The sequence below is a fragment of the Sphingomonas panacis genome, from assembly GCF_001717955.1.
Taxonomy (GTDB): domain Bacteria; phylum Pseudomonadota; class Alphaproteobacteria; order Sphingomonadales; family Sphingomonadaceae; genus Sphingomonas; species Sphingomonas panacis.
Genome location: NZ_CP014168.1, coordinates 1,201,138 through 1,213,136, shown reverse-complemented (window position 1 = coordinate 1,213,136; position 11,999 = coordinate 1,201,138). Strand labels below are relative to the sequence as shown.

The following is an 11,999-nucleotide window of genomic DNA, read 5'->3' as shown; positions in this document are numbered from 1 at the left end:
AGACATCGCGTGGCCGCCTACACCTGCCCCAATTGCCGGCAGCGTCTCCATTTCGAATCGCGCGTCTGCCCGAGTTGCGCGCATCCGCTCGGGTTCGCGCCAATCGCCAACGGCTTCCTCCACCTCGATGTGGCCGATGGCGCATGGCGTGACGCGAACAGCGCAGTCGTGACGGTGCAGCCCTGTGCCAACGCGCGCTACGGCGTGTGCAACTGGGTGGTCGCGGTCGATGACCCGCAGTCGATGTGCCTCGCCTGCCGGCACAACCGCGTCATCCCCGATCTCGCCATCGCGGGGGTGCTCGAACGCTGGACGCGGATCGAGGATGCCAAGCGGCGCGTGCTGCACGGGCTGATGCGGCTCGGCCTCAAACTGGAAACCAAGGCGCAGAACATCCACGGCCTCGCCTTCGATTTCCTCTACGATTCCTCGGCCGAGCAAGGGTATGCGCCGCAGCATTTCACTGGCCATGAAAACGGCCTCATCACCCTGAATCTGATCGAGGCCGACGACGCGCAGCGCGAGCGAATCCGCCGCCAGATGGGCGAGCCGTACCGCACGCTCGTCGGCCATTTCCGGCACGAGATCGGCCATTATTTCTGGTCGCGGCTGGTGCAGTTCGGGCCGGACCTGATCCCGTTCCGCACCCTGTTCGGCGATGAGCGTGCCGATTATCAGGCGGCTCTCCAGTCGCATTACGCCAATCCGTTGCGGGTCGGCTGGGAAGACGAATATGTCTCCGCCTATGCGACGATGCACCCGTGGGAGGATTTCGCCGAGACCTTCGCGCACCATTCGCACATCGTCGATACGCTCGCGACGATCCGCGGGTTCGGCACCCGGCTAGACGCGATGCCGGCCGCCGCGCCGGGCACGCCAGACAGCGTGGTCGACTTCGATCCTTACACCGCTGACACCGCGACGCTGACCGCGCACTGGATTCCGTTCGCCTTCGCGATCAACGAGATCAACCGCAGCATGGGCCAGCCCGATCTCTACCCATTCCGGCTATCGTCCGGCGTGGTGCTCAAGCTCGATTTCGTCAACCGGCTGATCGCCTTCTACGCCGGCCGCTGGGCGCCGGGCGCGGCCGAATCGGGCGACCTCAGGGCGCTGGTGGCGACGCTCGGGCAAGGCGTGGAACTCGGCGGGGCGTGACATGGAAACGCGCGATCGCCCCGTGCGTTTTGCCAACAGAGGAGAAAGGAGAGCGATCATGCCGCGCGGAGACAAAGACGCTTACACGCCCAAGCAGAAGCGCAAGGCCGAGCACATCGAGGAAGGCTACGAGGATCGTGGGGTTCCGAAAAAGCAGGCCGAGGCGCGCGCCTGGGCGACGGTGAACAAGGAATCGGGCGGCGGCAACAAATCCGGCTCGGGGCGTGGCAAGCCCGACACGCATGTCGCCGCGTCGCGCGGCGGCAAGGCGCACAAATCGGGATCGCCCGAACAGCGCTCGGCCGCTGCGCGCAAGGGCTGGGTGACACGCCGAAAGAACGCTGGCTGAGGCGGCGCATCGCCCTCACCCCTCCCTCGCTTCGCGCCTCCCTCCGTTTCCCGACGGGAGAAGGAAGACCCACGAACGATGGGATCACCCCCCGAACCGCACCCCGATCCAGAGCGTGCGCGGCGTTCCCAGATCCATCGATCCCGCCTGGTTGCGCGTCACCACCGTCTCGTCGAGCACGTTCTCGGCGCGGGCGATCACCGCCACGCCCTTGCGCACTGGCAGCTTGACGAACGCATCCACCGTCGTCGCGGCGCGCAGCACGTCGGTCTGGAGGTCGTCCTCATATTGCCGCCCGACGTGGCGCGCGGTCAGCGAGGCGAGCAACCCGGAACGCGGCTGCCACGCCAGCGTCGCGCTGGCGGATTGGCGCGGGCTTTGCGCCGGGATCAATCCATCGAACGCCATGCCGGGCGCATCGACCTTGCTGTCGCTGAACGCATAGCTCGCCGACAGGCCGAACGCACCGCGCCGCCAGTCGAAACTCGCCTCGACGCCCTTGGCGACGATCGCGTTGACGTTGCCGCGCTGGCGCAGAATGGGGCTGATCGTCAGATTGGCGATCGCATCGCCGAGCCGGTTGTAGAAGCCGGTCAGGCTCAGCGTCATGCCGGGGAGCGGACGCGCGTCGATGCCACCCTCCACCCCGCGCAGCCGCTCGGGCGAGAGGTTCGCGTTGGCCTGAGTCGTCACCGGGAAGACGGTGAAGGGCCGGTAGAGTTCGTTGAGCGTCGGCAGCCGGAAGCCGGTGTACCCGGCCAATCGAAGATCGACCGCGCCGAGCTTGAGAAGCGCGCCCGCGCGCCCGGTCGCCTCGGTGCCGTCGCGATCCGGGAAGGCGGTATCGGTGGTGAGCGCGCCGGCGGCGCTGCGCTGGCGGAAGAAGCCGTCGGTGATCGTCCAGTGATCGACTCGCGCGCCGCCGGTCAGCACCAGCCGGCCAAGCGTCCAATTGTCCTCGACGAACAGCCCGGCGACGCTGGTATCGCCGCCCGCGTTGCGCCGTGCGGTGACGAGCCCGGTCGCGCCATAAGCGTCCTCGAACAATTGCCCGTCGGCGAGGCGGACATCGCCACCGAGGCGCAGTACGTGATCGCCGCCGACCGGCGGGCGCAGTTCGATCTTGCCGCCGAGTCCCGTCGAGGGGGTATTGCGCTGGTCGAGTGTCAACGCGAATGTGCTCGAACTGATGACCTTGTTGGCGAAGTTGCGCGCCTGCACATAGGCGAGCGCATCGACCTGCCAACGCCCGTGCGAGATCACGCGGATGCTGGCATCCTCCCCGCTCGAACGCGAATCGGCACCCTTGAAGCGCAGCGTGCGATTGTCGCCGAACACCAGCCCACGAAACTGCACCTCGGTGTCCGGCCCAAGCGGCGCAACCGCACGCAGCCCGCCCGACCAGTCGCGGTAGCGCGCAGGAACGGTCGCGGGCGCGCGCTGATCCTCGGGTGTGGTCTGGAAGCCGTCGCCGCGCTCGAACTGACCCGACAGCGCAACGAAGCCGTTGCCGACCGAAGGCGCGAGAATGGCGTTCACTTCCTGCGCGTTGCGGCTGCCGTACAAAGCCTCGCCCGAGATGACCGGCAGGTCGGCGCGGCTGGCGCTCGTCATCTCGATCGTGCCTGCCACCGCGCCGGCCCCGAACGCCTCCGATCCCCCGCCGCGCGTCACGCGGATGCCCCCGAGCCGACTTGGGATCACTGCGTTGAACGGGATATAGCCGAAGAACGGATCGGCGATCGGCACGCCGTCGAGCAGCACCAGCGTCCGGCTCGACGCATTGCCGCCGAGCGCGCGCAATGTCGCGCCTTGTGCCGAGGGATTGGCCGAGCGGCTGTCCGAGCGGCGGAACTGCTGGAAGCCGGCAACGTCGAGCAACACATCCTCGACTCGGCCCGACGCATCATTCTCCAACCGCTGCCGATCGATCGTCACCGATCCGTAAGCCGGCGTGCCCGGCGGCAGATCGAGCCCGCGCCCCAGCACGACGATATCGTCGGTCGCCGGATCAACGGTCTGGGCATGCGCGTTGCCAGCAGCGAGAACGCCTGCGAACAGCATCGGGACGCGCATCGCGCGGGTCATCGTGATATTGCAGGCCAGTATCATGCCGGAATGCTTGGCCACCCGCCACACTCCGGTCAACAAAAGGAATTCGCTTGGAAAAAGACCAAACCGCCGCGCCGGCCCCCGATCGCCGCATCGCGTTGCTGATCGACGCCGACAACGTTTCGCACAGCAACATCGCGGCGATGCTGGCGGAACTCTCGAAATACGGCACCGCCAACATCCGCCGCGCTTACGGGGACTGGGGCAGCCCCGGCCTGAAGGGCTGGCGCGACAAGCTCCACGAATTCGCGATCCGGCCGATCCAGCAGTTCAGCTATTCCACGGGCAAGAACGCAACCGACATCGCGCTCGTCATCGATGCGATGGAATTGCTCTACACGCAGAAGCCAGACGCGTTCTGCATCGCATCAAGCGACGCCGATTTCACGCCTTTGGTGATGCAGTTGAAGGCCAACGGCCATGACGTCTATGGCTTCGGCGAGCGCAAGACGCCGTCGCCGTTCGTCAACGCCTGCACCACCTTCCTGTATCTCGACAGCCTCGAAGGCCGCACCGCCAAGGAACCGTCGGCAGAACCCGCCGCCAAGCCCAAGACAAGCAAGAAGGCCGCCGACAAGCCCGCACCTGCGGCCAAGCCGCTGACGCAGGACGCCAAGCTGATCGAACTGCTGCGCGGCGCGGTCGAAGCATCGGCGTGGGACGACGGCTGGGCATCGATGTCGGCGGCGGGCAGCACCGCCAAGCGGCAAGCGCCGATCGACCCGCGCAACTACGGCGTGAAGAACTTCCCGGCGCTGTTCGAAGCGACCGGCGCGTTCGACATCGTCAAGGGCGACAACGGCCAGACCTATGTCGCAGACAAGCGCAACACCGATCGGACGCCCAAGCCGGCGCTATGAGGACTGGGTGAATCCTCAGTCCGTTCGTGCTGAGCGTGTCGAAGCACGCGCCCGGGCACCTGCGCTTGGGCCACGCCCTTCGCCACGCTCAGGGCGAACGGATATTACGTGGTCAAGCGTTAGACCGTCATGCCCTGCAGCAGCTTGGGCACGTCGCCGCTCTCGCCGCGCGCTTCGGCCATGAAGCGGTTCTTGAGCGGCGGCAGCCGGTCGACCGCAGACAGACCGAAGCGGCGCACCGCATTGGCGGCCTTGCCGGGAATGCCGAACAGATGCGTCAGCCCGTCGGTGGCGGCGGCGACCATGAAGGTGTCGAGACTGCGCCAGCGTTCATAGCGCGCGAGCACCTGGCGGTCGCCGAGATCGAGTCCGGTGCGCTTGGCGTCGACCAGCACCTCGACCAGGGTCGCGACATCGCGGAAGCCGACGTTGACGCCCTGCCCCGCGATCGGATGAATGCCGTGCGCGGCATCGCCGACCAGCGCGAGCCGCTCGGCGGTGATCGTCGCGGCGTGGTGGAAACCCAGCGGATAGCTCTGGCGCTGGCCGAGCGGCCCGAGTTGCCCGAGGAAGCCGCCCATCTTCTTCTCGCATTCGGCGAGGAAGCCGCGTTCGGACAGCTTGACCATACCCGGCGCCTCGTGCCGCTTGACCGACCAGACGATCGCCGAGCGATGGCCCTGCGCATCGTCGTTGAGCGGCAGGATCGCGAACGGGCCTTGCGGATAGAAAATCTCGAAGGCGATGTTCTCGTGGGGATGTTCGTGGTGCAGCGAGGTGACGATCGCGGCGTGATCGTACTGCCAGCGCGCGACCTTGAGCCCGGCCGCCTCGCGCGTCGGTGAGGCGCGCCCCTCGGCGGCGATCAGCAGCGGCGCGTGGATGATGTCGCCCGACGACAGGGTAACCGAGACGCCATGCGCGTCGCGCGTGGTGGCGACGGCGCGGGTCTTCATCCGCACCTCGACCCCGTCCGCCGCCTGCGCCGCCTCGTACAAGGCGCACCGCAGCAGCCGGTTCTCGAACATCGTGCCGAGCGCGGCTTCGCCCGGCTCGGGTGCGAAATCGAGCTTGCCGGGGGCGAGGCCGTCGCTGACGCGGATCCCCTCGATCGGGCAGCCGGCAGCGCCCAGCCGGTCGAGCACGCCGATCGCGCCGAGCATCCGCGTCGGCGCGCTGGCGATCGCGGAGGCGCGCCCGTCGAAGCCGGCGGCGAGAATGACGTCGGGGTCGGCGACATCGATGACGATCGCGCTCAGCTTGTGCGCCGACAGCGCCACGGCAAGCGCGCTGCCGACCAGCCCGCCGCCCAGAATGATTACGTCTGCTCGGTCCATACTGTCCGCTCTAGCGCCCGATCGGGCAGGTGCCAAACCCTGAACACGCGGTAGGACAATCAGGCCGCAGTGAATTTCAGCGCCACGCCGTTCATGCAATAGCGCTTGCCGGTCGGTGGCGGGCCGTCGTCGAAGACATGGCCGAGATGCCCGCCGCAACGGCGGCAATGGACTTCGGTACGCGACATGCCAAGCGATCCGTCGTCGCGCGTGCGCACTGCGTTGGGCAGCGGCGCCCAGAAGCTCGGCCAGCCGGTGCCGCTGTCGAACTTGGTCTTCGACGCGAACGCCGGCAGCGCGCAGCCGGCGCAGGCGAAGATACCCTTGCGGTGCTCGTCGTTGAGCGGACTGGTAAAGGGGCGCTCGGTGCCTTCGTGCCGCAGCACGGTATAGGCCGCTGGCGAAAGCTTTGCCTTCCACTGCGCATCGGAGAGCGTCACCTCGAAATGCTCGGGCGGCGCGGCGGTGGCGCCACGGCACCCGAACAACAGAAACGCCGCCGCGCCCGAGGCGGAGAGCGTCAGGAACTGTCTGCGATCGTGCATCCCGAAGAACCTCGTTGCGAAGGACGAGTGCGATATAGGTACGCCCGGATCGAATGCACGGATTGAGCCCGAACGGGCGTTACGGTATCGACGGTCCGCTGACCGCGTCCGCCACGGCTGCGGTCCTGCCCTTGAACCACTTGCCGCTCCCCGATTGCAGCACGCCACGCCGGAACGCACGTGCTCCGACGGTGATCGCGATTCCCACCCACACCGCTTGCCACGCCAGCGCAAGCAGATGCGGCCACACGTCGGGAAAATTCGCCGCATGCGCCGCCATCGCGAACGGCGAACTGAACGGGAAGATTTCGGCGAAGCGCGTCACCCATCCGTCGGCGCCCCCCGCCGCGCGGAGCGCGAGGCTGAACATCAGCACCTGGACGATCGTGATCGGCAGCGACAGCATCTGCAACTCGCGCGGCGTGGTCGCCTGCGCACCGACGCCGAGGAACACCGCGCCGAGCAGCATGTACGCCATCGCGAAATAGGCGAAGAACAGCGGCACGAACAACGGCAGACCGATCGCCGGGCCGATCTCGCCAAGGCCGCCCGCCATGCCGGGGGGCAGGAACGCCGCGATCTGGCTGGCGAGCGTGCCCCAGAAGCCGACGAACAGCACCGCCGAGCCGAACATGCCGAGCAATTTGCCGAAGAACACCGCTTCGAGCGGCACCGCCGCGGCGAGGATTTCGATCACCTTGTTGTTGCGCTCCTCCGCCATCGTGCTGACCGCCTGACCCGAGAGCAGCAGCGACAGGAAGAAGATGCCGAACACGCTGAAGAACGCCGCCTGGCTGTGCCCGCCCGACGACGCGCGCGCGCGCGCGATCGGCTTGAAGGTCGCGGCGCTCAGCGGCCGCGCGCCGCTCGCGGCGGCGCGCAGCGTGCCCTCGGCGAGTTCGGCGAGATAGCGCGAATCGCCGCGGCCTTGCGCGCCGTACAGGATCGTCGGCGCGGCGAGATCGCCGTAGAGCGCGGCGGTGGTATCCGCCCCGCCGGCCGCGAAGGCCGCGCGCGCCTGGCTGGCCGGCTGCGCACCGGGGGTTTCGAACGTCAGCACCGGCGGCTGGTCGGACCGGCCGAACAACCGGCGTAGCCGCGCGTCGGTGGCGCGCATCGCCGCTTGGCGTTCGGGCGCGATGATCGCGACGATCTGCGCCTTGTCCGCCGCGTTGGTCGCCATCGACGTAGCCCCGCCCGCGCCGACCAGCGCGAACGACAGCATGATGACCGGCGAGAGCAGGAACAGCAGGAAGGTCGGCGTGAAGACGGTCGCGACGAAATCGCGCCGTGCGATCGTCAACGTCTGGCGGATGATGCGGTTCGACCTGGCGCTCATGCCGCGACCTCCTGCGTGCCTTCGAGTGCGCTTGCCCCGACGATGCGAACGAACGCATCGTGCAGGCCGGGCCGCTCGATCGAAAGGCCGGCGATGCCGTGGCCGCCGTCGATCAGCCGCTTGAGCGCCGCCTCGACGCCGCCATCGGGCACCGGGAAGCGCCAGCCGTCCGCCTGATGCACCGCGCCCTCGGGCAAGAACGCGGCGAGCGCGGGGTCGTCGCGATCGGGCACGTAATGCGCGCGCATCGGCAGCAGTCCGCGCGCGTCGGCGACGGTGCCCTCGAACCGGTGCTTGCCGCCGGCGATGATGGTCAGCCGGTCGCACAGCCGCTCGGCATGCGCCATGACGTGAGTCGACATCACGATCGTCGCGCCGCGATCCCGCTCGGCAAGGATCAGCGCTTCGAGCCGTTCCTGATTGACCGGATCAAGCCCGGAGAAGGGCTCGTCGAGCACGAGCAGTTCGGGCTGGTGGACGACCGAGCCGAGCAACTGGACGAGCTGCGCCATACCTTTCGAGAGCTTGCGGATCTTGGTGTCGGCGGCGTGGCCGAGGCCGGCGGCTTCCATGAGAGTCACCGCGCGCCTGCGCCCCGTCTTGAGGTCGAGCCCGCGCAAGGCGCCCATGAAGGCGATCGCATCCTTGGCGCGCATCCCCGGATACAGGCCGCGCTCCTCGGGCAGATAACCGACCCGATCGCTGGCATCGCGCGGATGATCGAGCCCGAGCAGGCTGCGGTGCCCGCCGTCAGGCTCGATGATCCCGAGCAGCATGCGCAACGTCGTCGTCTTGCCGGCGCCATTGGGGCCGAGCACGCCGTAGATCGCGCCGCGCGGCACCGCGACATCGACGCCGTCGACCACGCGCTTTCCGCCGAAAGTCTTGACCAACCCGGTAGCGCTGATCGCCAGATCGTTCATCGCGTTCCATCCCCGTTCGTCCCGAGCGCATTCGAGGGACATTCTACGCGCACGATGGTTCCGCACAGTGTCTCGATGTCGCTCGACACGAACGGAGAGGGTGCTGGCGGCATGGAGGCGTGGTAGCGGGCATTGATGAACGAACACAACCCGCTAACGGCTCGCCTCAAGGCGAAGGCGGCGGAGCTCGGCTTCGCCGCCTGCGGCATCGCGCACGCCGATGTGAGTCCGCGTGCTGGCGAGCGGCTGCACCAGTGGCTCGCGCAGGGGATGCACGGCGACATGCTGTGGATGGCCGAACGCGCCGGCCAGCGCGAGAGCCCGGCGGCACTGTGGCCGGCGGTGCGCAGCGTGATCGCGCTCGGCATGAGCTACGCCCCCGCAGCCGATCCGCTCGCGCTGGCGGACGCCGGGGGCATCGGCCGCATCTCGGTTTACGCGCAGGGCGGCGATTATCACGATGTCGTCAAGCGGGCGCTCAAGGCGCTGGCGCGCTGGCTGATCGCGGAAGCGCCGGGCGCCGATGTGAAGGTATTCGTCGATACTGCGCCGGTGATGGAAAAGCCGCTCGCCGAAGCCGCCGGGCTCGGCTGGCAGGGCAAGCACACCAATATCGTCAGCCGCGATGCGGGCAGTTGGCTGTTTCTCGGCGCGATCTACACGACGCTCGATCTCGAGGCCGATGCGGGCGCGCGCGATGCCTGCGGATCGTGCGACGCCTGCCAGCGCGCCTGTCCGACCGACGCGTTCCCCGCGCCCTACCGGCTCGATGCACGGCGCTGCATCTCGTATCTGACGATCGAACATGCCGGGCCGATCCCGCACGAATTTCGCCCCGGGATCGGCAACCGCATCTATGGCTGCGACGATTGTCTCGCGGTGTGCCCGTGGAACAAGTTCGCCGCCTCGGCCGCCGCCAACCGCGCCTTCCTGCCACGCGCGGAATTGGCCGCGCCCGCGCTCGCTGACCTGCTCGCGCTGAGTGATGCCGATTTCCGTAGCGTCTTCGCCGGATCGCCGATCAAGCGGATCGGGCGCGACCGGATGGTGCGCAATTGCCTGATCGCGGCGGGCAACAGCGGCGTGGCGGCGCTCGCCGATCCGGTCACGCGGCTGCTCGACGATCCGTCGCCCGTGGTGCGCGGCGCGGCGGTGTGGGCGCTGGCGCGGCTGAATGCGGAACGGGCGCGCGCGGAGAAAGCGGCGCGGCTATCGTTCGAAACGGATGCCGGCGTTTTGGAGGAATGGGCGGTGTTGTAACCCGTACCCTCAACCGTTCGAAGTCGAGACATCTGCACTCCGGGCCTGTCCCTCGACTTCGCTCGGGACGAACGGCGGCTCTTGTCCGGCATCACGCACCCGCCCCAGCCCAACTGTGATCGCAATGTCCATCGTCACATTGCCGACGGTGCGGAACAGGTCCGGGATCGTCTCGACCGCGATCAGCAGGCCGAGCGCCTCGATCGGCACGCCCATCGCGAACGCCACCGGCGCAACCGAAGCAATGTAGCTGATCGTGCCGGGCAGGCTGACCGACCCCATCGTCGTGATCGCGGCGGTACACACCCCCGCCGCGAGCGCACCGGGTCCAATCGGCACGCCGAGCCAATGCGCGATGTAGAGCGCGACCGCCAGATTCATCGCCGGGCTGGTCGCGCGGAAAATCGCGACCGCGAGCGGCAACACGATCCCCGCCGCCGCGGGCGCCGCGCCGAGCGACTCGCTCGCGGCCAGCATCGTCGGCAGCGTGGCGAGCGAGGATTGCGTCGAGATCGCCACCGCTTGCGCCGGCGCCGCCGCGCGCGCGAAGCGCAGTACCGAGACGCGACCGAACAGCGCCGCGACCGGATAGGCCGACAGCAATACGACGAAGCCGATCGCCGACACGACGACGATGTAATGCAGCAAAGCGCCGAACGCCGCCGCACCGGTGCGCGCGCCAACCCCATAAGCGAGCGCGCCCACGCCAATCGGCGCGAGCCGGAGCACCCAGCCAATGATGATCAGCAACGCGTCGGTGATCGCCTGGAACCACCGCGTGAGCATCGCGCGCGGTTCGGGCGCAAGCTGCGTGATCGCGAAGGCGAGCGCGAGCGCGAACACGGTGAGCGGCAGGAACGAATCCCCCGCCGCCGCGCTCACCACATTCGACGGCACGATCGTCTCGAAGAAGGCGCCCAGCGTCGGCACGGTGCCGACCGGCTGCGCGCCGGTCAGCGCCTGGCGCAGCGCCACCGACCAGCTTGCGGGGAGCGGCCACAGGTCGAGCAGCAGCGGCGTGACGATCGCCGACATCACGGTGGTCGACCACAGGATGACGATCATCGTCAGCACCGCGCGCAGTGCGAGCTTGCCGGCGCGGGCGGCATCGGCGGCGGCGCCGACCCCGGTCACCAGCAGCCCGACGATCAGCGGCACGATCACCATCTGCAACCCGTGCAGCCAGGCGAGGCCGATCGGCTGGGTGAAGCCGGTGATGGTCAGCGCCAGCTTCGCATCGACCGCGACCAGCGCGATGCCGATCAGCAGCCCGCTCACCAGCGCCAGCAGAATGCGTGTTGCCTGCGACATGCCTGTTCCCCCTATACCGATCTAACGGACGGGGAACGCGCTAAAATTGCAAACGGAATTTGGGGGCTTCGCGTCGCGCGCTTTAGAAGGCGGCGGTTTCGGTCGCGCTGGTCTGCGCGCTCGCCAGCGTCATCCGCGGTGCGGGAGCCCTCGTGTCCGGCTCGACGTCGTCATTGCCGGCATGGCCGGAATAGATGAAACCCTTGGTCGGATAGGCGGTGGTGCCGAGGTCATGCTGCGGGCCGTACCAGACCTTGACCATGCTCCAGTCGCCGTTGGCCGAAACGTCGACCGCGCGGACGTTGGTCTCGACACCGCCGCGACGCGACCAGTTGGCGTGGGTGAGCAGCACTTCACGGTCGTTCACGACGGCGCTGACCATTGCGACGTGCCCGAGGCGCATATGGCCGGTCGAGGCGAAGGCGAGCACAGCACCGACCTTGGGAGCATGGCCGCGATCGTAGCGGCCGGCGGCCTGACCCCACCAGGTGTTGGCGTTGCCGCGAATCTCGATGCCCGAGATCGTGCGGGCGTAAGGCGCGCACTGCCAGAACTGAGCCGCCGCAGGGGCCGTTGCCGTAAGGGCGCAACACAACACCAGCGCAAAACGCGCTGCGATCAACTTGAATTTCATGCGACCCCCCAAAGGTCTTTGGCTTCGTTGAGGCTATTGAGCAGGTCGCGGACAGGATGAAAACCCTGTCGCAGGGATGAATGGAACCTTTTCCGATGAAGCGTGTTTCACCAACGATGACTGCCCCTCGGCACCGTGCTTCGGCGCGAAAGGTCGCTGTCTGCGCTCGCC

Annotated in this window: 11 protein-coding genes; 4 read left to right on the top strand and 7 right to left on the bottom strand. The window is 68.0% G+C overall.

Translation table 11 applies throughout. The features are described from left to right. The first annotated feature begins 9 nt into the window (after window positions 1-9). Both J0A91_RS05395 and J0A91_RS05390 read left to right on the top strand, forming a co-directional pair. Window positions 10-1,158, top strand: a complete 1,149-nt coding sequence (locus J0A91_RS05395; RefSeq protein WP_069204047.1) for a zinc-binding metallopeptidase family protein — start codon at window positions 10-12, stop codon at window positions 1,156-1,158. Window positions 1,159-1,216: 58 nt separating this feature from the next. After that, window positions 1,217-1,507: a plasmid stabilization protein gene (locus J0A91_RS05390; protein ID WP_069204046.1), complete on the top strand. Its 291-nt coding sequence runs from the start codon at window positions 1,217-1,219 to the stop codon at window positions 1,505-1,507. A gap of 84 nt (window positions 1,508-1,591) precedes the next feature. On the opposite strand, the gene J0A91_RS05385 is transcribed toward J0A91_RS05390, so the two are convergent. Further along, window positions 1,592-3,571 (bottom strand): TonB-dependent receptor plug domain-containing protein, encoded by a 1,980-nt coding sequence (locus J0A91_RS05385; RefSeq protein ID WP_150127059.1) that lies wholly within the window; start codon window positions 3,569-3,571, stop codon window positions 1,592-1,594. Between the two features lie 98 nt (window positions 3,572-3,669). Here J0A91_RS05385 and J0A91_RS05380 point away from each other — a divergent pair, with 98 nt between their 5' ends. Continuing rightward, complete coding sequence (locus tag J0A91_RS05380; RefSeq protein ID WP_069204045.1) at window positions 3,670-4,479, top strand: NYN domain-containing protein; 810 nt, start codon at window positions 3,670-3,672, stop codon at window positions 4,477-4,479. 119 nt (window positions 4,480-4,598) lie between these two features. On the opposite strand, the gene J0A91_RS05375 is transcribed toward J0A91_RS05380, so the two are convergent. The 4 genes from J0A91_RS05375 to J0A91_RS05360 all read right to left on the bottom strand — a co-directional run bounded on the left by J0A91_RS05375 (window position 4,599) and on the right by J0A91_RS05360 (window position 8,623). Continuing rightward, window positions 4,599-5,816 (bottom strand): UbiH/UbiF/VisC/COQ6 family ubiquinone biosynthesis hydroxylase, encoded by a 1,218-nt coding sequence (locus J0A91_RS05375; RefSeq protein WP_069204044.1) that lies wholly within the window; start codon window positions 5,814-5,816, stop codon window positions 4,599-4,601. Between the two features lie 59 nt (window positions 5,817-5,875). After that, window positions 5,876-6,361, bottom strand: coding sequence for a peptide-methionine (R)-S-oxide reductase MsrB (gene msrB, locus J0A91_RS05370; protein ID WP_069204043.1), 486 nt, complete (start codon window positions 6,359-6,361; stop codon window positions 5,876-5,878). Window positions 6,362-6,440: 79 nt separating this feature from the next. Further along, a complete protein-coding gene (locus tag J0A91_RS05365) occupies window positions 6,441-7,700 on the bottom strand; it encodes an ABC transporter permease (protein ID WP_069204042.1) in 1,260 nt (419 codons plus the stop codon). Further along, entirely contained in the window at window positions 7,697-8,623 is a 927-nt protein-coding gene (locus tag J0A91_RS05360; RefSeq protein ID WP_069204041.1) for an ABC transporter ATP-binding protein, read from the bottom strand. Before J0A91_RS05360 ends, J0A91_RS05365 begins: the two co-directional genes overlap by 4 nt. Before the next feature lie 135 nt (window positions 8,624-8,758). On the opposite strand from J0A91_RS05360, the gene queG reads away from it, so the two are divergent. Then, window positions 8,759-9,883, top strand: coding sequence for a tRNA epoxyqueuosine(34) reductase QueG (queG, locus tag J0A91_RS05355; protein ID WP_069204040.1), 1,125 nt, complete (start codon window positions 8,759-8,761; stop codon window positions 9,881-9,883). 9 nt (window positions 9,884-9,892) lie between these two features. Here the strand turns inward: queG and J0A91_RS05350 are convergent, their stop codons facing one another. Both J0A91_RS05350 and J0A91_RS05345 read right to left on the bottom strand, forming a co-directional pair. Beyond that, window positions 9,893-11,194, bottom strand: a complete 1,302-nt coding sequence (locus J0A91_RS05350) for a dicarboxylate/amino acid:cation symporter (RefSeq protein ID WP_069204039.1) — start codon at window positions 11,192-11,194, stop codon at window positions 9,893-9,895. A gap of 82 nt (window positions 11,195-11,276) precedes the next feature. After that, window positions 11,277-11,828, bottom strand: coding sequence for a CHAP domain-containing protein (locus J0A91_RS05345; RefSeq protein ID WP_069204038.1), 552 nt, complete (start codon window positions 11,826-11,828; stop codon window positions 11,277-11,279). Window positions 11,829-11,999: the final 171 nt, after the last annotated feature.

Excerpts from the sequence above, each read along its gene's own strand:
- J0A91_RS05365 (WP_069204042.1), bottom strand. The coding sequence starts at position 7,700 with ATGAGCGCCAGGTCGAACCGCATCATCCGCCAGACGTTGACGATCGCA.
- J0A91_RS05390 (WP_069204046.1), top strand. The coding sequence starts at position 1,217 with ATGCCGCGCGGAGACAAAGACGCTTACACGCCCAAGCAGAAGCGCAAG.
- queG (WP_069204040.1), top strand. The coding sequence starts at position 8,759 with ATGAACGAACACAACCCGCTAACGGCTCGCCTCAAGGCGAAGGCGGCG.
- J0A91_RS05350 (WP_069204039.1), bottom strand. The coding sequence starts at position 11,194 with ATGTCGCAGGCAACACGCATTCTGCTGGCGCTGGTGAGCGGGCTGCTG.
- msrB (WP_069204043.1), bottom strand. The coding sequence starts at position 6,361 with ATGCACGATCGCAGACAGTTCCTGACGCTCTCCGCCTCGGGCGCGGCG.
- J0A91_RS05360 (WP_069204041.1), bottom strand. The coding sequence starts at position 8,623 with ATGAACGATCTGGCGATCAGCGCTACCGGGTTGGTCAAGACTTTCGGC.
- J0A91_RS05375 (WP_069204044.1), bottom strand. The coding sequence starts at position 5,816 with ATGGACCGAGCAGACGTAATCATTCTGGGCGGCGGGCTGGTCGGCAGC.
- J0A91_RS05345 (WP_069204038.1), bottom strand. The coding sequence starts at position 11,828 with ATGAAATTCAAGTTGATCGCAGCGCGTTTTGCGCTGGTGTTGTGTTGC.
- J0A91_RS05385 (WP_150127059.1), bottom strand. The coding sequence starts at position 3,571 with ATGCTGTTCGCAGGCGTTCTCGCTGCTGGCAACGCGCATGCCCAGACC.